The organism is Aeromicrobium endophyticum (assembly GCF_003586285.1).
GTDB lineage: Bacteria > Actinomycetota > Actinomycetes > Propionibacteriales > Nocardioidaceae > Aeromicrobium > Aeromicrobium endophyticum.
On record NZ_QUBR01000002.1, the window covers coordinates 471,499 to 495,962 of the forward strand.

The following is a 24,464-nucleotide window of genomic DNA, read 5'->3' on the forward strand; positions in this document are numbered from 1 at the left end:
CCTGCTCGTCCGGCTCGCCGAGTGGTGCGTTCCGGACCTCGAGTGGTGCGGTCCGGTCAGACACGCCGTCTCAGATTGTCCGGACTGCACCACTCGCGAGGTGGGGCGCGCGGTGGGTGGGGTCAGGCCTGGAGGGCCTCGGCGAGGGCGGTGACGGCGTGGTCGATCTCGTCCTTGGTGATCACCAGCGGGGGAGCGATGCGCAGCGTGCGCTCGTGGGTCTCCTTGCACAGCACGCCGCGGTCGCGCAGCGCCATCGACACCTCGCGACCGGTCTTCGCGGCCGGGTCGATGTCGACGCCGGCCCACAGCCCGCGGCCGCGCACCGTGGCCACGCCCTTGCCGACCAGCTCGTCGAGACGACCGTGCAGATAGCGGCCGAGCTCGAGCGAGCGGGTCTGGAACTCCCCGGTCTCGAGCAGGCCGACGACGGCGCGTCCGACCGCGCACGCGACGGGGTAGCCACCGAAGGTCGAGCCGTGCTGGCCGGGCTTGAGCACGCCGAGCACGTCGGCGCGGCCGACGACGGCCGAGACGGGGATGATGCCGCCACCGAGGGCCTTGCCGAGGGTGTACAGGTCGGCGCGGACGTCGTCGTGGTCGAGTGCGAACAGGCGTCCGGTGCGGGCCAGGCCCGACTGGATCTCGTCGGCGATCATCAGGACGTTGTTCTCGTCGCACAGCCGGCGCACGCCCGGGAAGAATCCCGACGGCGGGACGACGACGCCGGCCTCGCCCTGGATGGGCTCCATCAAGATGGCGGCGGTGTTGGGCGTGATGGCCGCCTCGACCGCCGCGAGGTCGCCGTAGGGGACCGTGACGAACCCGGGCGTGAACGGGCCGTAGTTGTCGTGGGCGGCGGGGTCGTCCGAGAACGAGACGATCGTCGTGGTGCGGCCGTGGAAGTTGCCCGACGCCACGATGATCTCGGCACTGTTGAACGCGACGCCCTTGACCTCGTAGGCCCACTTGCGGGCGACCTTGATCGCCGACTCGACGGCCTCGGCACCGGTGTTCATCGTCAGCACGGTCTCGGTCTGCGTGAGCTCGGCCAGCTCGCGGCAGAACGCGCCGAACTGGTCGTTGTGGAACGCACGCGACGTCAGGGTCAGACGGTCGAGCTGCGACCGGGCGGCCTCGACCAGGGCCGGGTGGCGGTGGCCGAAGTTGAGCGCCGAGTAGCCCGACAGGAAGTCGAGGTAGCGGTTGCCCTCGACATCGGTGACCCAGGCGCCCTCGGCCTCGGCGATGACGACGGGCAACGGGTGGTAGTTGTGCGCACCCCACTCCTCGTCGAGCTTGATGTAGGACGCGGTGTCGAGGGTCATGGCACCACGGTAACCGCCGCGGAGGTGCCCCGATATCGTGGACCCGTGAGCCGCGACGACCGACCCGACGCCTGGCGTCCGGCCGATCGTCCGCTGAGGGCTCTGCGCTCGACCGCCGCTGCTCTCGTGTGCGTCGTGGCCGCCGCGATCGGCCACCACTCCGCCGGAGGGGCGCTGCCCGCCGGGGCCGTCGTGTCGGTGTTCGCCGGCTCTGCGCTCGTCGCCTGGCTGCTGTCGGCGCGTCGCGTCACCGCGACGCAGCTGCTCGGGCTGCTGGTGCTGTGCCAGGTCGCGGTGCACCTGGGCGCGTCGAGCGGCGAGATGACGATGGGCGCGGCCATGATGGGGGCCCACCTCGCCGCCACCGCCGTCAGCGTGCTCGCGCTGGCCCGCGGCGAAGCCTTCGTCTGGAGCCTCGCCGAGCGGCTCGCCCTGCGCGTCGCCCCGCTGCTGCACGCCGTCCACGAGCTGCCGGTCGTGGTGGCCGGGCCCGTGTCCACCGCCGCGCCGCGCTCGCGGCGCGACGTGCACCTCGCGCACTCGCGCTGGTTGAGAGGTCCGCCGGTCAGCCCCGCCTGACCTGCACACACACCTCTCACCTGAAGGAACACCCATGACACGCACCACCGCGCGGCTCGTCGCTGCGCTCAGCACGGTCGCCCTCGTCGCGATCGCCGCCCCCGCCTCGGCGCACGTCGGCGTCTCGTCGCCCGACGCCGCCAAGGAGGGATTCGGCAAGGCCGTCTTCCGCGTCCCCAACGAGTCCGACACCGCCGCCACGACCAAGGTCGTCGTGACGCTGCCGACCGCCACGCCGTTCGCCTTCCTCACCGCCCAGTCCAAGCCGGGCTGGAAGGCCACCATCACCAAGGCGAAGCTGCCCAAGCCCACGACCGTCGGCGACTACGACCTCACCGAGGCCGTCAGCACCGTCACCTGGACAGCCGAGGACGGCGGCATCCCCGTGGGGCAGTTCGACGAGTTCGCCATCTCCGGAGGGCCGTTCCCCGACGCCGCCTCGATCTCGTTCGACGCCCAGCAGACGTACTCCGACGGCGAGGTCGTCGACTGGAACCAGAAGCAGGCCAAGGGCGAGGACGAGCCCGAGCAGCCCGCGCCGGTCCTGACGCTCGCCGAACCGACCGGTGACCACCACGGGGGAGCGAGCACCGACACGAGCAAGGCCGCGTACTCGTCCGAGCTCAGCATCACCAAGGACGACGACGGCAACCGCCTCGGCACCTGGCTCGGCGGTGGCGCCCTGGTGGTGGCCCTGGCGGCCCTGGTTGTGGCGCTGCGACAGACTCGTCGTCGTGCGTAACAACCTCCTCCTGCGCGGCATCGTGCTCGGCACGGTCGCCCTCGTCCTCGGGACGGGACTCCTCGGGGCCGGACCGGCCAGCGCCCACGCGGCGCTGGTCGGCACCGACCCCGAGGAAGGGGCGACGCTGGCGACGGCCCCCTCCACGATCACGTTCACGTTCAACGAGAACGTGTCGCGTCGTGCGCAGGTGGCCGTCGCCGCCCCCGACGGCACGCAGGTCGACGTCGGACGCATCCGGGCGGTCGACAACACCGTCACCGCCGCGGTGCCCGACGTCGACCAGCGCGGCACGTACAGCGCCTCGTACCGCGTGATCTCGGCCGACGGTCATCCCGTCACGGGCACCGTGACGTACGACGTGACGGCCGGACGGAGCGTCAAGCAGGTCGACACGCCCGCCCCGGAGGGCTTCGTCCACCGGCACCGTTCGCACTTCTTCTGGGGCATCCTGGCCGCCGTGGTCGCGATCGTCCTGCTGCTGGCCCCGCTGCGCCGGCGCGAGGAGGCTGAGGAGAAGTGATGACCCAGACGGTGCGCGACACCCTGGCCGGCTTCCTGATCGCCGGGCTGTCGCTGACGGCCTTCCTCGTGCTCGGCGGTGGCGCCTACGGCAAGGCCCCGATCGGCATCGCCGACCCGGGCGCCTTCGTCGGGTGGGCCCTGCCGCTGGCCAAGGTCGCCAACGACATCGCGGCCGTCCTGGTCATCGGCTTCCTGACCGCCGCAGCCTTCCTGCTGCCGTCGTCGCAGCACGAGGTGCAGGGGCTGTCGGTGCAGGCCGTCCGCCTGGCCTCCCGCTGGGCCACCGCATGGGCGGTCATCAGTGTCGCCTACTTCTTCCTGCTCCTGTCGGGCGACATCTTCGGCAAGCCCCTCACCGACATCGCCTGGGCCGACATCACCGGCTTCCTCGGGTTCGGCGAGGGCAAGGCGGTGCTGCTGCAGGCCCTGGGCGCGGCCGTCATCGCCGTCGCGACCCGGTTCACCCTGAGCGTCCGCGCCGTCGCCGGGACGCTCGGGGCCGCGCTGGCCACCCTCGGCCCCATCGCGCTGACCGGCCACGCGGCCTCGTCCGGGTCGCACGACCTGGCCACCACGAGCCTGTACCTGCACGTGCTCGGCGCGACGCTCTGGGTCGGCGGCCTCGCCGCTCTGGGCTGGGTCGCGATCCGCGGCAGCAAGCGGCTCGAGCCGGCCGTCGCGCGCTACTCGACGCTGGCCCTCTGGAGCTTCGTCATCGTGGCCGTCTCCGGCCTCGTCAACGCCGCGGTCCGGCTGCGGTCGTTCGGCGACGTGTTCGGCACCACCTACGGACTCCTGGTGCTGGGCAAGGTCGTCGCCCTCGTCGCGCTGGGCGTGTTCGGCGTGGCCCAACGGCGCCGCATCGTCTCGGCCGGCTCGGGCTTCCTGCGCCTGGCCACGACCGAGCTGTTCGTGATGGCGGCGGCCGTCGGCCTCGCGGTGGCGCTGTCGCGCACGCCCACGCCGGTCGGCGACCGCGTGCTGCAGACGCCGGCCGAGGAGCTGATCGGCGGCCCGATCCCGCCGGCCCCCGACGTGCTGCGCCTGCTGTGGGGATGGTCGGGCAACGGCGTGGGCCTGGCGATCGTCGGCCTCGGCACGGCTCTGTACCTGCGCGGCGTGTGGACCATGCACCGCCGCGGCGACGCCTGGCCCATCGGCCGGACCATCTCGTGGATGGCCGGCATGGTCGTCATCGCCTGGGCCACGTTCGGCGGGCTGGGGGAGTACTCCCACATCCTGTTCAGCGCTCACATGGCCTCGCACATGATGCTGTCGATGGTGGCGCCGATCTTCCTGGCGCTCGGCGCGCCGATGACGCTGGCGCTCCGCACCCTGCCGGGGCCGCGTCAGCCCGGCGACGTGTCGCCGCGCGCGATGCTGCTGTCGTTCCTGCACTCGCGCTTCTCGCGGTTCGTCACGCACCCGCTCGTCGGACCGCTGCTGTTCGTCGGCAGCCTCTACGGCCTGTACTTCACGGGCATCTTCGAGGCGTTGATGAACAACCACCTCGGGCACGCGGTGATGGAGATCCACTTCCTGACGGTCGGCCTGCTGTTCTACTACGTGCTGATCGGCATCGACCCGTCACCGCACTCCCTGGCACCGATCGCCCGCTTCGGGGCCCTGCTCGTGACGGTGCCGTTCCACGCGTTCTTCGCCATCGCGGTGATGTCGTCCAACACCGTGTTCGCGCTCGACTACTGGAAGTCGCTCGACCGTCCCTACCGCACCGACCTGCTGGCCGACCAGTACCTGGGCGGCGGCATGGCCTGGGCGATGGGCGAGATCCCGCTGGTGCTGGTCATGGTCGCGATCCTGTCGCAGTGGTTCCGCTCCGACGCGCGCGAGGCCAAGCGGTTCGACCGCGCCGAGGAGCGCAGCGACGACGCCGCGCTCGAGGCCTACAACGCGCGACTGCGCGACCTGGCCGAGCACGGCAAACGGCGGGACCCCAACCAGTAGGGTCCCGCCGTTCGAGTGGAGCCGATCAGAAGATGATCTGGCCGCCGGAGGTCGCCGCGGTGAAGCGCTCCTGGGCGTCGGCCCAGTTGACGATGTTCCACCACGCCTTGACGTAGTCGCCCTTGACGTTGAGGTAGTCGAGGTAGAACGCGTGCTCCCACATGTCGAGCTGCGTGATGGGGATCAGCGTCGCGGGGATGTTGTTCTGCTGGTCGAACAGCTGCACGACGACGAGCTTCTGGCCCAGGGTGTCCCAGGTCAGGATGGCCCAGCCGGAGCCCTGCAGGCCGAGAGCCGTGGCCTCGAACTGCGCGCGGAAGGCGTCGAACGAGCCGAAGTCCTGGTCGATCGCCGCGGCGAGCTCACCGGTCGGCTTGTCGCCACCCTCGGGCGAGAGGTTCTTCCAGAAGATCGAGTGGTTGATGTGACCACCCAGGTGGAAGGCGAGGTTCTTCTCCAGCAGGTTGATGGTGCCGAAGGAGTTCTTCTCGCGAGCCTCCTCGAGCTGCTCGAGAGCCTGGTTGATGCCCGCGACGTAGGCGGCATGGTGCTTCGAGTGGTGCAGCTCCATGATCTTGCCGGAGATGTGCGGGTCCAGTGCGCCGTAGTCGTACGGCAGGTCCGGAAGTGTGTAGACAGCCACGTTCCTCCTCGGGAAATGGGCACGACGTGCCCTGAATGTTCTGTTGTCTGGTGACAACTCCCAGTGTGTCAGTCCTGTTCCTGCACGCAACGGCGGTGCCCGCCTGGTGGTCACGACCGCCGTGTCCGGCACCGGTGCGTGCCGGGTGATGTCCTAGGCTGTCCCGTGGACGATCGGGGCATCTGCCCCACCAGCATCGGGCCACGAGCACAGGCGAGGAGGACGATCGAGTGGACGAGCGCATCATCACCGTGCCGAATGCGCTCAGCTTCGTCCGTCTCCTGCTCGTCCCGGTCTTCCTGTGGCTCGTGCTCGGCCCCGAGAAGGACGGCCTGGCGCTGCTCGTCCTCATGATCTCCGGCATCACCGACTACCTCGACGGCAAGCTGGCACGCTCGCTCAACCAGGCCTCCAAGATCGGTGCGATCCTCGACCCCGTCGCCGACCGCTGCTACATCCTGGCCGTGGTCATCGGGCTCGGCTTCCGCGACATCATCCCGTGGTGGCTCGCCGTCATCCTGCCGCTGCGGGATGTCTTCCTGTTCGGCCTCGTGCCGTTCCTGCGCACACGGGGCTACAGCTCGCTCCCCGTGCACTTCCTCGGCAAGGCGGCCACCGCGAGCCTGCTGTACGCCTTCCCGCTGCTGCTGCTGGGCGACTCCACCGGCACCGTCGCCGACCTGGCCAACGTCTTCGGCTGGGCCTTCACGATCTGGGGCGTCGCGCTCTACTGGTGGGGCGGCGTGCTGTACGCCTTCCAGGTCAGACGCCTCCTGGTCACGACTCCGCGCGTCGTCCGAGCCTGACCATGCGCGACGAGGAGGGTCTGCTCGAGAAGATCGCCGACACCGCGCTCGACGACGACTACTACGTGGTCAGGTCCGGGCCGCACGACGCTTCGCACCGGTTCAACACCGTGCTGACCGCTCTGGTGCTGGCCGCCTTCGCGGTGCTGGTGGCGATGGCCGCGATCCAGACCCGCTCCGAGCGTCCGGCCGCCGAACGAGCGCGCGAGACGATCATCGGCGACATCGAGTCCCGCAAGTCGCTGCTCGCCGACCGCGAGGCGAGGGCCGAGAAGCTGCGCGGCGAGGTCGCATCGCTGCGGTCGTCGGTCGTCGGTGCCGACGCCGAGCTTGACGAGCTGAGGCTGCTGGCGGCCGACCGAGCCGTGCGCGGGCCGGGGCTGAAGGTCGTGACGAGCCCCGGACCGGCCGACGACATCGACGACCGCGACCTCCAGCGGCTGGTCAACGGCTTCTGGTACGCCGGCGCCGAGGCCGTCGAGGTCAACGGCAAGCGCATCGGCTCGCTCACGGCGATCCGCCAGGCAAGCGGCGTGATCAAGGTCAACTTCGACGCGATCGGCCCTCCGTACACGATCGTCGTGCTCGGCGATCCCGACTCGCTGCAGGAGCGGTTCGAGCAGTCCGCGGTCGGACGCGACTGGCTGCAGCGGCGAAAGCGAGCGGCCGTGCAGTTCGACGTGACACGATCGGACGACCTGTCCGTCACGGCCGTGCCCAAGGACAGGCTGGCCATCCGGCACGCGACAGCGACGAAGGAGGACTCATGATCCCGGTCATCGGCCTGGCCTTCGGCATCATCGCCGGACTCGTGCTGCAGCCCACCGTGCCGACCGCCCTGCAGCCCTACCTGCCGATCGCGATCGTCGCGGCGCTCGACGCCGTCATCGGCGCGCTCCGTGCGCTGGGGGAGCGGCGGTTCGACGACCGGGTGTTCGTCGTCTCGTTCATCTCCAACGTCGTGATCGCCGCGTTCATGGTCTACCTGGGCGACCAGCTGGGCGTCGGCTCGCAGCTGTCGACCGGCGTCGTGGTCGTGCTCGGCATCCGCATCTTCTCCAACGCCGCAGCCATCCGCCGCAGGATCTTCCATGCCTGACCACGGGCTCCCGGCCCGTCAGGGCTGGCGCGAGCTGCTGCGTCCTCGTGCGTCCCAGATCATCGTGGCCGTGCTCATCGGTGCCCTCGCGTTCGCGATCACCGTGCAGGTCAGCGACGACGACAGCGAGGACTACTCGGGCGTCCGCGGCGACGAGCTCGTCGAGCTGCTCAAGTCGCTCGACGTCGCCAACGGTCGTCTCGCCACCCAGCTCGACGAGCTGACCGTCACCCGCAACGGCCTGCTCAGCAGCACGCAGCGCTCCGAGCGGGCCGAGAAGCAGGCCAAGCGGCGAGCGGAGGACCTGTCGATCCTCGCCGGCACGGCCGGCGCCACGGGCCCCGGCATCGAGGTCGTCATCAAGGACCCCGACCGCCAGATCGACGCACCCGCGCTGCTCGACGCGATCGAGGAGCTGCGCGATGCCGGCGCCGAGGCCATCGCCATCAACGGCGTCGCACGGGTCGTGGCGCAGACGTACTTCCTCGACGACGACGGGCAGATCCGCGTGGGCGGACGCGAGATCAAGCGGCCGTACCGCATCGAGGCGATCGGCGCCTCGCAAGACCTGGCCGAGGCGGTCCGCATCCGTGGAGGGCTCACCGACCGCGTCGCCAACCGCGGAGGCACGGCCACCGTGGTCCGCAAGGACAAGGTCACGATCACCGCCTTGGCCGACGTCAAGAGCCCCGAGTACGCTCGACCGAAATGACCCCACCCGCACGCGACGAGCGTGTGACTGCAAGGAGACCGCGGTGATCCCTGAGGACCTGTACTACAGCGAGGAGCACGAGTGGGTGCGCCTCGACGACGACATCGCCACGGTCGGCATCACCGACTTCGCACAGGACCAGCTCGGCGACATCGTGTACGTCGAGCTGCCGTCGGTGGGCGATCGCGTCGAGGCCGGCACCGTCGTCGGCGAGCTCGAGTCCACCAAGTCCGTCAGCGACGTGTTCTCGCCGTTGAGCGGCGAGGTCGTGGCCCGCAACGAGGCGCTCGACGGCGGCCCCGAGGTCATCAACTCCGATCCCTACGGCGAGGGCTGGCTCATCAAGCTGCGCCCGGTCGAGGACGATCCGACCGCGTCCCTGCTCGAGGCCGAGGCCTACAAGGCCCTCACGTCGGACTGACCCATCGTCCCCGCGCGCGGTCTCGTCGACTCCGGTTCGACGAGACCCGCCGGGTGCTAGGTTGGAGACCACGCACCACCTCCTCGCCGAGGTCGACCGCACACAGGAGTGACGCCGATGTCAACGCCGGACCACGAGCCCGACGCTGTTCCGTCTGAGCCCCGCGCCGCCGCGTCGGAGCCCGTCTCCGATCACACGACGCACATCCCGATCCTCGACGCCGACACCGAGGAGATGACCGCGTCCGACGTCTCGGCCGTCGAGAACCTTCCGGCGGGCAGCGCGATGCTGCTGGTGCAGCGCGGACCCGACTCGGGAGCACGCTTCCTGCTCGACAGCGACGAGGTGTCGGTCGGCCGTCACCCCGACAGCGACATCTTCCTCGACGACATCAGCGTGTCGCGCCGGCACGGCGTCTTCGCGCGCAGCGGCAGCGGCGGCTACACCGTCACCGACCTCGGCAGCCTCAACGGCACCTACGTCAACCGCGACCGCATCGACAGCGAGGTCGCCCTGTCGGGCGGTGACGAGGTCCAGATCGGCAAGTACCGCCTGATCTACTTCGCCGGAGCACTGAAGGACCGTACGTGAGCGAGCGTCAGCGAGCGACCCGTCAGTGCCTCACGGCGACGTCGCCGTACGCTTCTCCCACGGCGGCGGCGACGTGAGCGAGCCGCTTCCCGAGCTCTCCAGGCTCGGCATCGGCAAGGTCCTCGACGAGCTCCTGCCGGAGTTCCCCGACCTGACGATCACCAAGATCCGCTACCTCGAGTCCGAGGGCCTGCTCGAGCCCGAGCGCACCGCCTCGGGCTACCGCAAGTTCTCGTTCAGCGACGTGGAGCGGTTGCGCTTCATCCTGCGCCAGCAGCGTGACAAGTTCTGGCCGCTCAGCCACATCCGCCAGGTGCTCGACGACATGGACCGCGGCGTCGTCCCCGACCCGGTCCAGGGTCCGACCGTGCGGGTCCCGCACCTCAGCCTCGCCGATGACGGTCTGCCCACGCCGGCGACGTTCCTCGAGTCGTCGGGCAGCATGCGGCTGTCGCGTGACGACCTGATCGAGGCCGCCGGCATCGACAGCCAGACCCTCGACGCGATCGAGGAGTTCGGTCTCATCCCGAGACGGCCCACGCAGACGTACTACGACTCCACGGCCCTGCAGATCGCGTCGATCGTCGGCGAGTTCGCCGAGCTGGGCCTCGAGCCCCGGCACCTGCGCCCGTTCGGTGCCGCTGCCGACCGCGAGGCCGCCCTGTTCGACCAGGTCGTCTCGCCGCGGGCGCGCCAGCTCGACAAAGAGGCGGCCGAGCGAACCGTCGCCGGCCTCGCGGCGCTGTCGATCCGGCTGCAGTCCGTCCTGGTCAGAAGTCGATTGCGCGGCTGACCCGTGCGCGAGGTCGAGGTCGTGGGCGTTCGCGTCGAGATGCCGACCAACCAACCGCTCGTGCTGCTCCGGGAGTCCGAGGGCACGCGCTACCTGCCCATCTGGATCGGAGCGGTCGAGGCGTCGGCCATCGCCTACGCGCAGCAGGGCACCCCGACGCCGCGCCCGCTGACCCACGAGCTCATGCAGCACGTGGTCGAGGCGCTCGGTGACGAGCTCGACGAGGTGCGGATCCTCGACGTCCGCGACGGCGTCTTCTTCGCGCAGCTGGTCTTCGCCTCCGGGGCCGAGGTCGAGGCGCGTCCGTCCGACTCGATCGCGTTGGCGCTGCGGGCCGGCGCCCGCATCGTGTGCGCCGAGGACGTGCTCGACGAGGCCGGCATCGCCACGAGCGACGACGAGGAGGAGGTCGTCGAGAAGTTCCGCGAGTTCCTCGACGAGGTCGAGCCCGAGGATTTCGGCTAACCCTCAACCTTCGAGTCAGACTTGAGAATTGCTCGTCCGCGACACGCGCGCGGTCGTTGACCGCGCAAACTCTCATCTCTACCTTGAGAGTGCTGCCGAAGGTACACGGATGTAGTTCCGTGGCGGTAGTCTTCCCCCACACCAGCTTTGGAAGGCATTCCGGATGATCGAGTCGCACGACAACGACGCCACCGCCACACGTCACGAGGCAGCCGCCGAGGCGAGCGACCAGGGTCTTCTCTTCAACGACGACGTCTCACCGCTTCCCGAGGACGCCGGCTTCCGCGGCCCGACGGCCTGCAGCGCCGCCGGTATCACCTACCGCCAGCTCGACTACTGGGCGCGCACCGGCCTGGTCGAGCCCACGGTCCGCTCGGCGACCGGTTCGGGTACCCAGCGCCTGTACTCGTTCAAGGACATCCTGCTGCTCAAGATCATCAAGCGTCTGCTCGACGCCGGTGTCTCGCTGCAGCAGATCCGCGTGGCGATCGACCACCTGCGCGTGCGCGGCACCGACGACCTCACCCAGGTCACGCTGATGAGCGATGGCGCCAGCGTGTACGAGTGCCGCTCGGCCGACGAGGTCATCGACCTCCTGCAGGGTGGCCAGGGGGTCTTCGGCATCGCCATCGGCGGCGTCTGGAAGGAGATCGAGGGCTCGCTGCACGAGCTGCCGAGCGAGCGTGCGGTCGAGATCTCGCTGGCCGACGACGAGCTGGCGGCTCGACGCCGCGCGCGTCTGTCGTCCTGATCCCGCAGCATCGAGTCGGCCTTGGTAGGCTGGCCGTGCTGTCGATCGCGCGTGGGAGAGCTCGCCCAGGCGACGCCGAAGGGGCAATTCCTCCCCGGAACCTCTCAGGCACCAAGGACCACGCGTTCGAGGCAATTCTGGAGCGCTGCCTCGCACGCTGAGCAGCCGTGACAGAAGGGGAGGCGATGGTCCTTCACGCCTCTACCCCCGGAGCTCTCTGTGCCCTCAGCCCGCGCGTCCCACGACTTCGCCAGCCGCCACATCGGCCCGACCGCCGCCGACCAGGACGCCATGGTCCGCCGGGTCGGCTACCAGTCGCTCGACGAGCTGATGGCCGCGGCGGTGCCCTCGGGCATCCGCAGCACGTCGGCACTCGACCTGCCGTCGGCCCGCACCGAGACCGAGGCCCTCGCGACGCTGCGTGACCTCGCCGGCCGCAACACCCCCGGCGTGGCGATGATCGGCCTGGGCTACCACCCCACCGTGACGCCGGCCGTCGTTCGCCGCAACGTGCTCGAGGACCCGTCCTGGTACACGGCCTACACGCCCTACCAGCCCGAGATCTCGCAGGGGCGTCTCGAGGCGCTGCTGAACTTCCAGACCATGATCTCCGACCTCACGGGCCTGCCCACCGCCAACTCCTCGCTGCTCGACGAGGGCACGGCGGTCGCCGAGGCGATGACGCTGATCCGCCGCGCCACGAAGGGCAAGGACGCGCTCCCGATCGTGATCGACTCCGGCCTGCTGCCGCAGACGCTCGCCGTGACGCACACCCGAGCCGAGGCGCTCGGCATCGAGCTGCTCGAGGCCGACCTGGCGCACGGCGTCCCCGACGTCGAGGCCGCCGGCGTGATCGTGGCCTACCCACGGGCCGACGGCCACATCGTCGACCCGCGCCCCGCGATCGAGGCGGCGCACACCACCGGGGGACTGGCGGTCGTCGTGGCAGATCCGCTGGCCCTCGTGCTGCTCGCCTCGCCCGGCTCGCTCGGCGCCGACGTCGTCGTCGGCTCGAGCCAGCGCTTCGGCGTGCCGATGTTCTACGGTGGGCCGCACGCCGGCTTCATGGCGGTCCGTGCGGGCCTCGAGCGCCACCTGCCCGGCCGCCTCGTGGGCGTCTCGGTCGACAGCGCGGGACGCCCGGCCTACCGGCTCGCGCTGCAGACGCGCGAGCAGCACATCCGTCGCGAGAAGGCGACGTCGAACATCTGCACGGCCCAGGTGCTGCTGGCGGTGGCCGCGTCGATGTACGCGGTCTACCACGGGCCCGACGGCCTGCGCACGATCGCGGCCGACGTGCACCGCAAGGCCGTCGCTCTGGCCGCCGGGTTGCGGGGCGCGGGCATCGAGCTGGCGTCCGAGTCGTTCTTCGACACCCTCGTCGCCACCGTGCCGGGGCGCGCTCTCGACATCGTCTCGAAGGCGCGCGAGATCGGCATCCACCTGCGCCTCGTCGACGCCGACCACGTCGGCGTCTCGACCAACGAGGCCACGACCGTCGAGCACGTCGAGGCCGTGCTGGGGGCCTTCGACGCTGCGGGCCCCGACTGGACGGCCGACGACACGTCGCTGCCGGCCGACCTGCTGCGCACCGACGACATCCTGACGCACCCGGTGTTCCACGAGCACCACAGCGAGACGCAGATGCTGCGGTACCTCAAGAAGCTCAGCGACCGCGACTATGCGCTCGACCGCGGCATGATCCCGCTGGGGTCGTGCACGATGAAGCTCAACGCGACCGCCGAGATGGAGCCCATCAGCTGGCCGGGCTTCGCCGACCTCCACCCGTTCGTCCCGGCCGACGACGCCGCCGGCATGATCGAGCTCGTCGAGACGCTCGAGGGCTGGCTGGCCGAGGTCACGGGCTACGCCGGGGTCTCGATCCAGCCCAACGCCGGCTCGCAGGGCGAGTTCGCCGGGCTGCTCGCGATCCGCGCCTACCACCGCAGCCGGGGCGACGACCACCGCACGGTGTGCCTGATCCCCAGCTCGGCCCACGGCACCAACGCCGCCTCGGCGGTCATGGCCGGCATGCGGGTCGCGATCGTCAAGTCGACCGACCAGGGAGAGGTCGACCTCGACGACCTGCGGGCACAGTGCGAGGCCCACGCCGACGACCTCGCGGCCATCATGGTCACGTACCCGTCGACGCACGGCGTGTACGAGCACGGCATCACCGAGCTGTGCGACATCGTCCACGCCCACGGCGGACAGGTGTACGTCGACGGCGCCAACCTCAACGCCCTGCTCGGCCACGCCCAGCCCGGGGTCTTCGGCGGCGACGTCTCGCACCTCAACCTGCACAAGACGTTCTGCATCCCGCACGGCGGCGGCGGCCCGGGCGTCGGTCCCGTCGCGGTGGCCGAGCACCTCGTGCCGTTCCTGCCGACGCACCCGCTGCACCCGGTGGCCGGCAAGCGCGAGGGCGTGGGGGCCATCAGCGCCGCACCGTACGGTTCGGCCGGCATCCTGCCGATCCCGTTCGCGTACGTCGCGATGATGGGCGCCGAGGGACTCACCGACGCCACGTCGGTGGCGGTGCTCTCGGCCAACTACATCGCCAAGCGGCTCGAGGGCGCCTTCCCGGTGCTCTACAGCGGTGACCACGACCTCGTGGCCCACGAGTGCATCCTCGACCTGCGTCCGCTGACCAAGGCCGCCGGGCTGAGCATCGACGACATCGCCAAGCGCCTGATCGACTACGGCTTCCACGCGCCGACCATGAGCTTCCCGGTGCCCGGCACGCTCATGGTCGAGCCGACGGAGTCGGAGGACCTCGCCGAGCTCGACCGCTTCTGCGACGCGATGCTCGCGATCCGCTCCGAGATCGACCAGGTCATCGCGGGGCAGTGGCCCGAGGGCGACAACCCCCTCGTGCACGCGCCGCACACCATGCGCACGCTGCTCGACTGGCAGCACGCCTACGACATCTCGACCGGGGCGTTCCCGGCCGGCACGACCGACGACAAGTACTGGCCGCCGGTCGGTCGCATCGACCAGGCCTACGGCGACCGTCACCTGGCGTGCTCGTGCCCTCCGCTGGAGGCGTTCGCCGAGCAGGTCTGAGCCCACCAGTCGACCATGCGGTCGACGACGGGCCCGGGGGAGCGCACCCATCGCACGTGGTGGGTCGTGCCTCCCTCGGGCGTGGCGTCCTTGGTGTACACCCACCGGGTCACGGCTTCCGGCTCGATCATCAGCTCGGTGAAGACCTTGTTCGAGCCGGAGACGGCGTAGGTGTCGCCCTGCAGCTGGACGACCAGCGTCGGCGTCGCGATGCGGCGGGGCACGTCGAAGGGCGGACGGCCCGACCGCACGAACCGCGCCCACTCGCGCATCAACGTCCGGGCTCCCGGCGCACCGAAGAACGGTCTGGGCAGGAAGCCACGAGCGCGGGTGACGACAGGCACCATCAAGCCCATCAGCAGCACGGGCACGCCGCCGTACGGGTACGACCGGAAGTGGGGGACCGACGCGCCGACCGTGACGAATCCGTCGGCGGGGGCGTGGTGCAGCTGGTGCCCGGCGACGAGCTGTGCCCCGAGGCTGTGACCGAGCAGGATGACGGGACGGTCGGGGGCCTCGGCGCGGGCTGCGGCGACGGCGTCGGCGATCGACTGCATCTCGTCGGCGTAGCTCCAGTCGGCCGAGCGCGACGCGACCGGCGCACCACGCTCGAAGCCACGCTGGGGCAGGGCGCGTGCCTGCCACCCGCGGCTCTCGATCTCGCTGACGAGCGGACGGTAGAACGCCGACGGCACGGCCATCGCCGCGACGATCAGGACCAAGGGCGAACGCATGGCGCCATCATGACAGCACCGGTGTCAGCGTCGCGCGTCAGACCGCGATCGTCGCGATGGGCGCCGACGTCGGCTGCTTCGATCCACCGGCCGGCTCGACCGTCACGGCGACCCGGTCAGCGCCGGAGACGCCCTTCATGATCATCTGTCCGCCCGTCTCGAAGGTGCCCTGCGAGGTCGGTCCGGCCTGGTCGATCATCCACACCTGGTAGACCTTGCCGTCACCCGGGCGGGGCAGGTCCTTGGCGATGATGACGGCCGAGTCGGCCGCAGCGGACGAGTACATCTTGACCGTGCCGCCGGTGTCGAACGTCTTGGCCTTGGTCGCGACGTCCTCGGCACCGATCACGCGCGAGATGGCAACGTTCTGATCGTGCTCGGTCTGCGCGTTGTCGCGCTCGACGAGGAAGCCCCCGACGCCGACCGCGCCGACCAGGAAGGCCGCTGCCATGACGAGCCGGGGCAGGACGCGGCGCAGCGTGCGGCGCTCGGCCAGCGACGACACGATCGGGTGCTGCTGAGGAGTCGTGCTGATCTCGGCGAGCAGCCGGTCGCGCAGAGCCGGGGGAGGGGTGTGGCTGACCGCGTCGCCGAGGCGCACGGCCGTCTCCATGAACCCGGCCATCTCGACCTGGCAGTCGACGCACTGGTCGAGGTGCGCCTCGAAGCGCGAGCGCTCGTCGGCATCGAGGGCGTCCAGCGCGTACGGCGCCATGAGGGAGTGCAGATCGATGCTCATGCCGAGACCCCCATGCAGTCGCGCAGACGGACGATGCCGTCGCGCATCCGTGTCTTGATCGTGGCTGTGTTGGCGTCGAGGGCCGTGGCGACCTCGGCGTAGGTGTAGCCCTGGTAGTACGCCAGGGTGACGGCCTCGCGCTGCAGCTCGGTGAGTCCGTCGAGGCAGCGCTTGACCTGCTCGTGCTCGAGCGTGATGGTCACGGTCTCCTCCACCTCGTCGAAGTCCGGTCCGCTCGACCAGTCGTACTTGTTCTCGCGGTTGGTCGCGGCCTGGTCGTGACGCACGGCGTCGACGGCGCGGCGGTGAGCCAGGGTCAGGCACCAGCTCTTGGCGGTGCCGCGGGCGGGATCGAATCGGGCCGCCGACTGCCACACCTGGATGAACACCTCTTGGGCGACCTCCTCGGCACGGGCGGGGTCGCGGATGACGCGACGAGCGAGGCCGAACACGGACGCACCCAGCGCGTCGTACACCTGGGCGAAGGCGTGCTCGTCCCCGCGACCGACCTTGACCAGCAGGTCGTTGAGATCAGGCGCAGCGTCGTGCTCAGGTGCGGTGACCAGCTTGAGCTGAGCGGCGGATGCCGACATCTGATCGTCCTTTCCGAGAAGTCTTCTACGAGCCATTCGACGTAGCCTCCGGTCAGGATGGGTCTGCTCGACCAGATTCTCTGGTGAGTCCCTGCTGCGAGTGTAGGCGCCGGGGCCCCGTGAAAGACTCAGACCCGTGAACGACCCCGTCGCCTATGGCATCGCGATCCTCGCCCTCCTCGTGGCGGCGTTCGCCGCGTGGCGCATGGCGCGCGACCTGCCGCTCGACAACCCGCTGTTCTACGCGGTGTGCGTGCTCGAGATCGCGCTGGTGGGCCTGCTGGTCGGCGGGTCGGTGGCGCTGGCCTCCACCTCGCGCGACGTCGACGGCGTCCTGTTCGTCTCGTACCTGGTGACGATGGTCGTCATCCCGCCGGCGGCCGTGCTGTGGGGGATCGCCGAGAAGTCACGCTGGGGCACCGGTGTGGTCGTCGTCGCCATGCTGACCATCGCCGCCCTCTCGGTGCGTCTGCTCGGCATCTGGAAAGGCAGCTATGTCTGACATCAATCCCTCCTCGACGTCGGACACCTCGCACGGCTTCGGCCGCGCCCTCGTGGCCGTCTACGCGGTGTTCGCCCTCGCGGCGTCCGCGCGGTCGATCGTGCAGCTCGTCACCGAGGTCGAGTCCGACACCGTCGTGCCCTACACGCTGTCGGCCTTCGCCGGCGTCGTCTACGTGCTGGCGACCTACGCGCTCGCGCGCAACCACCGCCGGCTGGCCTCGGTGACGATCGGCATCGAGCTGGTCGGCGTGCTGACGGTCGGCGTGCTCTCGCTGGTCGACGGCGACCTGTTCCCCGACCAGACCGTGTGGTCCGACTTCGGCATGGGCTACCTGTTCATCCCCTTGGTGCTGCCCTTTGTGGGCCTGTGGTGGCTGCGCCGCTCGTCCGTGGTGTAACGTCCTGCGACGCATCGCACCGAGCACCCGACGAGAGGACATGACGATGATCCACGCATCGTTCCGTTCGTACCTCGTCGTGCCCTCGTCGCAGCTGTTCAGCCGCAATGAGAAGCCGTCATCGGTCGATGCGCTCACCCCCGGAACCAGGTCTGGCTGACCCAGCACCTGCTCCGGCACACCGAGCCTCGACCGCACCCGCGGTCGGGGCTTTTTTTGCATCCACCACATCGCTCACGGAAAGGCACACCCATGGAGAAGATCTCCCAGCGGCTGTTCAGCTGGGCTTCCATCCTGGACGACAACGCGCGCGACCAGGCACGGACGGCGAGCACGATGCCGTTCATCTACCCCCACCTGGCCCTGATGCCCGACGCCCACCTGGGCAAGGGCGCCACGGTCGGCTCGGTCATCCCCACCCTGGGGGCGATCATCCCGGCTGCGGTCGGCGTCGACATCGGCTGCGGCATGATCGCCGTGCAGACGCCCTACGTCTTCTCGGACCTGCCGCCCGACCGGCGCGCCCTCCGGCTCGCGATCGAGCAGGCGATCCCGCTGTCGGCGGGCGTGGCCAACAACGCCATCACGCGCCGCCACACCCAGCAGCGGGTCGACGAGCTGCGGGCCGACGCCGAGCTCGCAGGCTTCGACCCGGCGGAGCGCGCCTCGCGGTGGGAGCTTCAGCTGGGCACCCTGGGGTCGGGCAACCACTTCATCGAGGTCAGCCTCGACGAGGACGACCGGGTGTGGCTGTTCCTGCACTCGGGTTCGCGGGGCGTGGGCAACAAGATCGCGCAGCGGCACATCGCCGTGGCCCAGCGGCTCTGCTCGACGTGGTGGATCGACCTTCCCGACCGCGACCTGGCCTACCTGGTCGAGGGCACCCCGGAGTTCGACTCCTACGTCCGCGAGCTGCGGTGGGCGCAGAAGTACGCGCTGCTCAACCGTGCCGAGATGATGGATCGGGTCGTGTCGTGCTTCGCCGACTGGATGGGCGTTGACGACGTGGAGCGGACCGAGGAGATCAACTGCCACCACAACTACACGACGAAGGAGCGCCACTTCGGCAAGGACGTGTGGCTGTCCCGCAAGGGCGCGATCGATGCGTCCGAAGGGACGATGGGCCTGATCCCCGGCTCGATGGGCACGCGGTCGTACGTCGTGGTCGGCAAGGGCAACCCCGTCGCACTCAACTCGTCCCCGCACGGTGCCGGACGTGAGTACAGCCGCGCGAAGGCTCGCAAGGCCTTCAGCCAGGATGACCTGAGAGTCGCGATGGGCGACATCGAGTACCGCGACACGGCCGCGTTCGTCGACGAGATCCCGGCCGCCTACAAGGACATCGACGTCATCATGCAGGACGCCGCGGACCTCGTGGAGGTGCGCCACACGCTGCGGCAGATCGTCAACGTCAAGGGCGACTGAACCCGCAGTGGGTGCCGAAGAAGTCGTGCAGCCCGGTGCGCTGCCCCTGCGTGAGCGGCAGGTAGAACGTGGCGTCGTCAGCCAGCCCGGTGCCCCGCACGCGGACGCCGAACAGCGTCCCGACCTTGTCCTCGGCGAGGGCGTGCGGGTCGCACCGGGTGGGCACGACCGACAGCACCTGCGTCGTCGTGGGGTCGCCGGCGTCGAGCGGCACGGAGACGTCGGCGGCCGAGTCGGAGGTCTGCCGGAACAGCACCGTCGACTCGAATCCCGCGAAGCGCACGCCCGACGTCCTTCCGGTGGGGGCCAGGGTCACGGGCAGGCGCAGCACCGAGTCGAGACCTTCGCCGTCCACGGTGGGGGCGCCGACCGTGACGTCTGCCGCCGTGGCCAGCGTCTTCTGGGCGCAGTCGCGGTCGGCGATCAACCCGATGGCGCCGTAGATGTCGTCGGCGGGGCCGGTCGAGACCGTGACGGGGCCGTCGCCGAGGCGGTAGGTCAGCGTGACGGTCGCGTCGACGTCCGTGCCGCACCGACCCGGCGGCAGCTCGACCTCGACGTCGCCCTGGTACGTCGCGCCGACGACCTCGCGTCCCTTCCACGTGATGTCGGGCAGACGCGGTGAGGTGAGGCGCAGCGCCTCGACCGTCAGCGAGCGGCGGGTGCCGTTGTCGATGCGCACGAACGCCTCGCGCCCCGTGCGCTCCATCCGCGACTGGTCGACGTGCATGACGAGTCCGTCGGGGAGGGGCTTCTCGACCGGCTGCGGCTCGCCGGAGCCGCTGCAGCCGCTCGTGATGACGATCGCGGCGACGGCCAGGGCCGAGAGCGTCACGGAGGTCATGAGCCTCAGTATGGCGCTGGCCTGGGTCCTCTCGAAGCCCGTACACGACCGCTGCGCCGGTGCTACGGTCGATTCCCCCTCATCGTGGAGTCGACATGGATCTCGCAGAGCTGATGGACACCGTCATCGAGCCGTCGGCCGTGCACGTGGCGGGGGAGGGCGAGCGGCTCGTCGCGATGAGGCTGGCCGACGACTTCAGCGTCGGCATGCGGCTCCACCAGCGCGACTCCTACCGCAAGTGGGACGTCCTCGAGATCGCGGTGCGGCCGAGCGCCGGCCACGAGTCGATCACCGGCAACGACGTCAGAGACCTGCCGATGAGCGCCCTGATCGACGAGGCACGACGGTTGGCCGCGCGCAGTGCGCGACCTCCGAGAATTGGCGCGTAAAACCCGCCACTTGTCCCACTTCAGGAGATTCGGCGGGCTTTACCCGCCAAGACGCGACCGCTCCGCCCAGGCAGGGGAGAGCGTCACGACGTCGCCGATGATCGTGATCGCCGGTGACTCGGCGCCGGCGGCGACCGCCGCGCCGGCGAGGGTCGACAGCGTCGCGACGGTGACACGCTGGGTGGGGGTGCAACCACGCTCGACGATGGCGGCCGGGGTGTGCGGCCCGTGGCCCGAGGCGATCAGCTCGGCGCAGGTCTGGGCGAGACGCTTGACGCCCATCAGCATCACGAGCGTGTGGGCGCCGGTGTGCGGCACCTGGCCGATGTCCTCGTGACCCGTCACGACGGTGAACCCGCGCGAGACTCCGCGGTGCGTCACGGGGATGCCGGCCGATGCGGCCACCGAGATGGCGCTCGTGACGCCCGGCACGACCTCGACGGGGATGCCTGCTTCACGGCAGGCGATGAGCTCTTCTCCACCGCGGCCGAAGACGTAGGGGTCGCCGCCCTTGAGGCGGACGACGACCTTGCCCTGCTGCGCGCGGTCGACCAGGAGCGCGTTGATCTCGTGCTGGGGGATGGGGTGGTGGTCGGGCATCTTGCCGACGTCGATCACCTCGACGTCGGCGTCGAGCTCGGCGAGCAGCGCATGCGGTGCCAGCCGGTCGACGACCACGACGTCGGCCTCGGCCAGGAGGCGTCGGCCCCGCGTGGTCAGCAGCCCGGGGTCGCCCGGCCCTCCGCCGACCAGGGCGACGAAGCCGTCGGGGTGATGGGTGCGGTGGCGCATCGGCAGCTCGCCGGCCTGCAGCGCGGCTGCCACGCCGTCACGGAGCGCCGTGGCGCGACCCGCGTCGCCGCCGCCGCTGACGGCGACCATCACGTCATCGACCTGCGCGACGGCCGGGGCCCACGCCGTCGCGTTCTCGGGGTCGCCGCCCTTGAGGCACCAGATCTGCGAGGCCTCGGCGTCGGCCGCCACGAAGTCGTCGACGGGGGAGTCGGTGGCGGTCTGCACCAGCCACGCACCCTTCAGGTCGCCGGGCGCATACGTGCGGCGGATCCACTGGACGTCGCCGCGACCTATCGACGAGGCCAGCGAGTCGGACACTGCCGGCGACACCACCGTGACCTCGGCGCCGGCCTGCACGAGCGAGAGCGTGCGCCGGGTGGCGACGTGACCGCCGCCCACCACGACGACCTTGCGCCCGCCCACGCGCAAGGTCAGCGGCAGGTTGCCCCCAGCCGTCATGCAGGCGTCGCCGCGGAACCGACCTCGGCCACGGTGTCGAGCAGCGCGTCGCCGACCATGCCCGCGGCCAGCGTGCCGCCGTCCTGGCCGTCGATCAGCAGGAACGCACCCGTGTCGCGCGAGTGCAGGTATTCCTCGGCCGGAATGGGCGTGGCCAGGCGCAAGGTGACGTGCCCGATGTCGTTCAGCCCGAGGGACTCGGCGGGCAGGAGGCGCGCGTCCTCGAGGTCGAGCTTGCCGCCGATCGCCTTGACCATCGCCTGCACGGTCTTCGTGCCGTGCTTCAGCAGCACCTTGGTGCCCGGGACGAGGGTGTGGTCGGCGAGCCAGGCGATGGTGCCGTCGATGTCCTGCGTGACGGCCGGGACGCTGCGCGAGGTGACGATCAGGTCGCCCCGCGAGATGTCGATGTCGTCGGCGAGGCGCAGCGTCACCGACTGCGGGGCGAATGCCTCGTCGAGCGACGCGCCGGCGAAGTCGATGCCGGTGACGGTGCTGGACCGGCCGCTGGGCTGCACCGTGACGGCGTCACCGACCCGCACGAGGCCTGACGTGATCTGCCCGGCGTAGCCGCGGTAGTCGCGGAACTCGTCGCCGGCGGCCTGCTGCGGACGGATCACGAGCTGCACGGGGAGGCGCAGGGGCTCGGAGTGCGGGCTGCCGGCGGGCGACAGCTGCTCGAGGAACGTCAGCAGGCTCGGTCCGTCGTACCAGGGCGTGCGGTCGGAGCGCTCGACCACGTTGTCGCCGGCCAGCGCCGAGACGGGGATCGTCGCCACGTCGTACAGCCCGAGGCTGCGGGCCGAGGCGAGCACCTCGTCGGAGACGCGGGTGTAGGTGGCCTCGTCGAAGTCGACGAGGTCGATCTTGTTGACCACCACGACGACGTGCGGCACCCGCAGCAACGACGCCACCGCGAGGTGCCGGCGCGTCTGCTCCTGGATGCCGTGGCGCACGTCGACGAGCAGCACCACGACGTCGGCCGTGCTGGCTCCCGTGACGGTGTTGCGGGTGTACTGCACGTGCCCGGGGCAGTCGGCCAGGATGAACGACCGCTCAGCCGTCGCGAAGTAGCGGTACGCGACGTCGATCGTGATGCCCTGCTCGCGCTCGGAGCGCAGCCCGTCGGTCAGCAGCGCCAGGTCGGCCGAGGCCAGGCCCCGGTCGCGGCTGACGCGCTCGACGGCGTCGAACTGGTCGGCCAGCACCGACTTGGAGTCGTACAGCAACCGGCCCACGAGGGTGGACTTGCCGTCGTCGACGGATCCGGCCGTGGCGAGGCGAAGGAGCGTCCGCATCAGAAGTAGCCCTCTTTCTTGCGATCTTCCATGGCGGCCTCGGAGGCTCGGTCGTCGGCCCGCGTGGCGCCGCGCTCGGTCAGACGGGTGCCGGCGACCTCGGCGATGACCGCCTCGACCGTCGTGGCGTCGCTCTCGACGGCGCCCGTGCACGAGGCGTCGCCGACGGTCCGGTAGCGCACCTGGCGCTTCTCGACGGTCTCGCCCTCGCGGGGCTGCGACACGTCGCTGACGCTGATCAGCATGCCGTCGCGCTCGAACACCTCGCGCTGGTGCGCGTAGTACAGCTCGGGCAGGGCGATGTCCTCGGCGGCGATGTACTGCCAGACGTCGAGCTCGGTCCAGTTGCTGAGCGGGAAGACGCGGACGTGCTCGCCGGGGCGGTGGCGACCGTTGTAGAGATTCCAGAGCTCGGGACGCTGGTTGCGCGGGTCCCACTGGCCGAACTCGTCGCGCAGGCTGAACACGCGCTCCTTGGCGCGAGCCTTCTCCTCGTCGCGGCGCCCGCCACCGAAGACCGCGTCGAACTTGTTGTCCGTGATGCCGTCGAGCAGCGGCTGGGTCTGCAGCTGGTTGCGGGTGCCGTCGCTGCGCTCGCGCAGTCGTCCGTCATCGATGTAGTCCTGAACCGACGCGACCTCGAGCCGCAGGCCCAGCCGCTCGACGGTGGCGTCGCGGAACGCCAGCACCTCGGGGAAGTTGTGGCCCGTGTCGACGTGCATCACCGGGAAGGGGACGGGTGCCGGCCAGAAGGCCTTCGTGGCCAGGTGGAGCATCACGACGGAGTCCTTGCCGCCGGAGAACAGCAGCACGGGCCGCTCGAACTCGGCGGCCACCTCGCGGATGATGTGGATCGCCTCGGACTCCAGCCACTGCAGCTGGGTGAGACGGCGTTCGTCGGTCAGGGTCATCGGTGCCTTCGTCTTCGGTGGGGAGGCGTCGTGGGCGGGGGAGCGGGACGCTCAGGTGTGCAGGCCGCACTCGGTCTTGTCGAGCCCGGCCCATCGACCCGCGCGCGGGTCCTCGCCGGGCGCGACGCGGCGGGTGCAGGTGGCGCAGCCGATCGACGGGTAGCCGTCGTTGACGAGCGGGTTGACGATGACGCCGTGGTCATCGGCGTAGGCGAGGAGCTGGTCGAACGTCCACGCCGCGAGCGGGTTGATCTTCACCAGACCGTTCTTCTCGTCCCACGTGACGAACGGCGTGTCGGCGCGGGTGGGGCCCTCGTCGCGGCGCACGCCGGTGATCCATGCCTCGTAGCCCTGCAGCGTGCGGTGCAGCGGCTCGACCTTGCGCATCTCGCAGCACAGGCCGGGGTCGCGCAGGTAGAGCTTCTCGCCGAACTCGGCGTCCTGCTCGGCGACGCTGCGCTGCGGCGTCACGTCGACGATCGACAGCTTCATCGACGCCTCGACGGCGTCGCGGGTGCCGATCGTCTCGGCGAAGTGGTAGCCCGTCTCGAGGAACAGCGTGTCGACCCACGGCAAGTGCTTCGCGACGACGTCGGGCAGGACGGCGTCGGCCATCGAGCAGGCCACGGTGGTGCGGTAGCCGAACTCATCGGCGACCCACGCCAGGACGGTCTCGCCATCGGTGTCGGCCAGCCGCTCCTGTGCCTGCAGGGCGACGGCCCTCAGCTCGTCGTTGGTGCGCCGCGGCGCCAGGAGCGCCTCCCGCTCGGCGAGGTGCGCGGTGCGTTCGTGGTCGTGCGCGATCTGCTGCTGGCGGCGCTCCGCGAGCGTCAGGACGGCGTCGGTCATCTTCTCAGGATAGGTCGCCGCCGCCCGTGCATCCCGAGGC

General features: G+C 70.4%; 28 protein-coding genes and 1 riboswitch. Of the genes, 18 read left to right on the plus strand and 10 right to left on the minus strand.

Going from position 1 to position 24,464, the window contains the following annotated elements:
* Positions 1 to 122 precede the first annotated feature (122 nt).
* The gene (rocD, locus tag DX116_RS12875) at positions 123 to 1,328 is read right to left on the minus strand and encodes an ornithine--oxo-acid transaminase (protein ID WP_119704663.1); all 1,206 of its coding nucleotides are present in this window, start codon (positions 1,326 to 1,328) and stop codon (positions 123 to 125) included.
* 45 nt (positions 1,329 to 1,373) lie between these two features.
* Here rocD and DX116_RS12880 point away from each other — a divergent pair, with 45 nt between their 5' ends.
* Genes DX116_RS12880 through DX116_RS12895 form a run of 4 tightly spaced genes read left to right on the plus strand, consistent with a single transcriptional unit; the run spans position 1,374 to position 5,139 of the window.
* The gene (locus tag DX116_RS12880; RefSeq protein ID WP_119704664.1) at positions 1,374 to 1,907 is read left to right on the plus strand and encodes a hypothetical protein; all 534 of its coding nucleotides are present in this window, start codon (positions 1,374 to 1,376) and stop codon (positions 1,905 to 1,907) included.
* 34 nt (positions 1,908 to 1,941) lie between these two features.
* Positions 1,942 to 2,649, plus strand: coding sequence for a YcnI family copper-binding membrane protein (locus tag DX116_RS12885; protein WP_119704665.1), 708 nt, complete (start codon positions 1,942 to 1,944; stop codon positions 2,647 to 2,649).
* Positions 2,642 to 3,172 carry a copper resistance CopC family protein gene (locus DX116_RS12890; RefSeq protein WP_158591991.1) on the plus strand — a complete coding sequence of 177 codons (531 nt, stop codon included), beginning with the start codon at positions 2,642 to 2,644 and terminating at the stop codon, positions 3,170 to 3,172. Before DX116_RS12885 ends, DX116_RS12890 begins: the two co-directional genes overlap by 8 nt.
* Positions 3,172 to 5,139, plus strand: coding sequence for a cytochrome c oxidase assembly protein (locus tag DX116_RS12895; RefSeq protein WP_119704667.1), 1,968 nt, complete (start codon positions 3,172 to 3,174; stop codon positions 5,137 to 5,139). The genes DX116_RS12890 and DX116_RS12895 overlap by 1 nt, the downstream gene beginning before the upstream one ends.
* Positions 5,140 to 5,164: 25 nt before the next feature.
* On the opposite strand, the gene DX116_RS12900 is transcribed toward DX116_RS12895, so the two are convergent.
* Positions 5,165 to 5,782, minus strand: a complete 618-nt coding sequence (locus DX116_RS12900; RefSeq protein WP_119704668.1) for a superoxide dismutase — start codon at positions 5,780 to 5,782, stop codon at positions 5,165 to 5,167.
* A gap of 230 nt (positions 5,783 to 6,012) precedes the next feature.
* Between DX116_RS12900 and DX116_RS12905 the strand changes: the two genes are divergently transcribed.
* The 10 genes from DX116_RS12905 (at position 6,013) to gcvP (ending at position 14,486) form a co-directional block, all read left to right on the plus strand.
* Complete coding sequence (locus DX116_RS12905) at positions 6,013 to 6,588, plus strand: CDP-alcohol phosphatidyltransferase family protein (RefSeq protein WP_119704669.1); 576 nt, start codon at positions 6,013 to 6,015, stop codon at positions 6,586 to 6,588.
* A gap of 2 nt (positions 6,589 to 6,590) precedes the next feature.
* Positions 6,591 to 7,358 carry a DUF881 domain-containing protein gene (locus DX116_RS12910; RefSeq protein ID WP_119704670.1) on the plus strand — a complete coding sequence of 256 codons (768 nt, stop codon included), beginning with the start codon at positions 6,591 to 6,593 and terminating at the stop codon, positions 7,356 to 7,358.
* Positions 7,355 to 7,687, plus strand: coding sequence for a small basic family protein (locus DX116_RS12915; RefSeq protein ID WP_119704671.1), 333 nt, complete (start codon positions 7,355 to 7,357; stop codon positions 7,685 to 7,687). Before DX116_RS12910 ends, DX116_RS12915 begins: the two co-directional genes overlap by 4 nt.
* Entirely contained in the window at positions 7,680 to 8,399 is a 720-nt protein-coding gene (locus DX116_RS12920; protein ID WP_119704672.1) for a DUF881 domain-containing protein, read from the plus strand. The genes DX116_RS12915 and DX116_RS12920 overlap by 8 nt, the downstream gene beginning before the upstream one ends.
* A gap of 43 nt (positions 8,400 to 8,442) precedes the next feature.
* Positions 8,443 to 8,820, plus strand: coding sequence for a glycine cleavage system protein GcvH (gene gcvH / locus DX116_RS12925; RefSeq protein ID WP_119704673.1), 378 nt, complete (start codon positions 8,443 to 8,445; stop codon positions 8,818 to 8,820).
* 117 nt (positions 8,821 to 8,937) lie between these two features.
* On the plus strand, positions 8,938 to 9,411 hold the full coding sequence (locus DX116_RS12930; protein ID WP_119705620.1) for an FHA domain-containing protein: 474 nt from the start codon (positions 8,938 to 8,940) through the stop codon (positions 9,409 to 9,411).
* 73 nt (positions 9,412 to 9,484) lie between these two features.
* Positions 9,485 to 10,204 (plus strand): transcriptional regulator FtsR, encoded by a 720-nt coding sequence (gene ftsR / locus DX116_RS12935; protein ID WP_119705621.1) that lies wholly within the window; start codon positions 9,485 to 9,487, stop codon positions 10,202 to 10,204.
* Positions 10,205 to 10,207: 3 nt separating this feature from the next.
* On the plus strand, positions 10,208 to 10,669 hold the full coding sequence (locus tag DX116_RS12940) for a bifunctional nuclease family protein (protein WP_119704674.1): 462 nt from the start codon (positions 10,208 to 10,210) through the stop codon (positions 10,667 to 10,669).
* Positions 10,670 to 10,832: 163 nt separating this feature from the next.
* Entirely contained in the window at positions 10,833 to 11,420 is a 588-nt protein-coding gene (locus DX116_RS12945; RefSeq protein ID WP_119704675.1) for a MerR family transcriptional regulator, read from the plus strand.
* Positions 11,421 to 11,462: 42 nt separating this feature from the next.
* Positions 11,463 to 11,551, plus strand: a riboswitch (glycine riboswitch).
* Between the two features lie 160 nt (positions 11,552 to 11,711).
* Positions 11,712 to 14,486 (plus strand): aminomethyl-transferring glycine dehydrogenase, encoded by a 2,775-nt coding sequence (gene gcvP, locus DX116_RS12950; protein WP_233556905.1) that lies wholly within the window; start codon positions 11,712 to 11,714, stop codon positions 14,484 to 14,486.
* Here gcvP and DX116_RS12955 read toward each other — a convergent pair.
* The 3 genes from DX116_RS12955 to sigK are packed head-to-tail and all read right to left on the minus strand — an operon-like array spanning position 14,435 to position 16,552.
* The gene (locus DX116_RS12955) at positions 14,435 to 15,220 is read right to left on the minus strand and encodes an alpha/beta fold hydrolase (RefSeq protein WP_119704677.1); all 786 of its coding nucleotides are present in this window, start codon (positions 15,218 to 15,220) and stop codon (positions 14,435 to 14,437) included. The genes gcvP and DX116_RS12955 overlap by 52 nt on opposite strands.
* Before the next feature lie 37 nt (positions 15,221 to 15,257).
* Positions 15,258 to 15,959 (minus strand): anti-sigma factor, encoded by a 702-nt coding sequence (locus DX116_RS12960; RefSeq protein ID WP_119704678.1) that lies wholly within the window; start codon positions 15,957 to 15,959, stop codon positions 15,258 to 15,260.
* Complete coding sequence (sigK, locus tag DX116_RS12965; RefSeq protein WP_119704679.1) at positions 15,956 to 16,552, minus strand: ECF RNA polymerase sigma factor SigK; 597 nt, start codon at positions 16,550 to 16,552, stop codon at positions 15,956 to 15,958. Before sigK ends, DX116_RS12960 begins: the two co-directional genes overlap by 4 nt.
* 136 nt (positions 16,553 to 16,688) lie before the next feature.
* Here sigK and DX116_RS12970 point away from each other — a divergent pair, with 136 nt between their 5' ends.
* From DX116_RS12970 to DX116_RS12980, 3 genes are all read left to right on the plus strand, one after another.
* The gene (locus tag DX116_RS12970; RefSeq protein WP_119704680.1) at positions 16,689 to 17,054 is read left to right on the plus strand and encodes a hypothetical protein; all 366 of its coding nucleotides are present in this window, start codon (positions 16,689 to 16,691) and stop codon (positions 17,052 to 17,054) included.
* Complete coding sequence (locus DX116_RS12975) at positions 17,047 to 17,454, plus strand: hypothetical protein (RefSeq protein WP_119704681.1); 408 nt, start codon at positions 17,047 to 17,049, stop codon at positions 17,452 to 17,454. Before DX116_RS12970 ends, DX116_RS12975 begins: the two co-directional genes overlap by 8 nt.
* Positions 17,455 to 17,706: 252 nt before the next feature.
* Entirely contained in the window at positions 17,707 to 18,879 is a 1,173-nt protein-coding gene (locus DX116_RS12980) for an RtcB family protein (protein WP_119704682.1), read from the plus strand.
* Here DX116_RS12980 and DX116_RS12985 read toward each other — a convergent pair.
* Entirely contained in the window at positions 18,866 to 19,723 is an 858-nt protein-coding gene (locus DX116_RS12985) for a hypothetical protein (protein ID WP_119704683.1), read from the minus strand. The genes DX116_RS12980 and DX116_RS12985 overlap by 14 nt on opposite strands.
* 95 nt (positions 19,724 to 19,818) lie before the next feature.
* On the opposite strand from DX116_RS12985, the gene DX116_RS12990 reads away from it, so the two are divergent.
* Positions 19,819 to 20,112 carry a hypothetical protein gene (locus tag DX116_RS12990; protein ID WP_119704684.1) on the plus strand — a complete coding sequence of 98 codons (294 nt, stop codon included), beginning with the start codon at positions 19,819 to 19,821 and terminating at the stop codon, positions 20,110 to 20,112.
* Positions 20,113 to 20,151: 39 nt separating this feature from the next.
* On the opposite strand, the gene cobA is transcribed toward DX116_RS12990, so the two are convergent.
* Genes cobA through DX116_RS13010 form a run of 4 tightly spaced genes read right to left on the minus strand, consistent with a single transcriptional unit; the run spans position 20,152 to position 24,424 of the window.
* Positions 20,152 to 21,366: a uroporphyrinogen-III C-methyltransferase gene (gene cobA / locus DX116_RS12995; protein ID WP_119704685.1), complete on the minus strand. Its 1,215-nt coding sequence runs from the start codon at positions 21,364 to 21,366 to the stop codon at positions 20,152 to 20,154.
* On the minus strand, positions 21,363 to 22,664 hold the full coding sequence (locus tag DX116_RS13000) for a sulfate adenylyltransferase subunit 1 (protein ID WP_119704686.1): 1,302 nt from the start codon (positions 22,662 to 22,664) through the stop codon (positions 21,363 to 21,365). The genes cobA and DX116_RS13000 overlap by 4 nt, the downstream gene beginning before the upstream one ends.
* Positions 22,664 to 23,575: a sulfate adenylyltransferase subunit CysD gene (cysD, locus tag DX116_RS13005; RefSeq protein WP_119704687.1), complete on the minus strand. Its 912-nt coding sequence runs from the start codon at positions 23,573 to 23,575 to the stop codon at positions 22,664 to 22,666. Before cysD ends, DX116_RS13000 begins: the two co-directional genes overlap by 1 nt.
* A 51-nt stretch (positions 23,576 to 23,626) precedes the next feature.
* A complete protein-coding gene (locus DX116_RS13010) occupies positions 23,627 to 24,424 on the minus strand; it encodes a phosphoadenylyl-sulfate reductase (RefSeq protein ID WP_119704688.1) in 798 nt (265 codons plus the stop codon).
* Positions 24,425 to 24,464 lie beyond the last annotated feature (40 nt).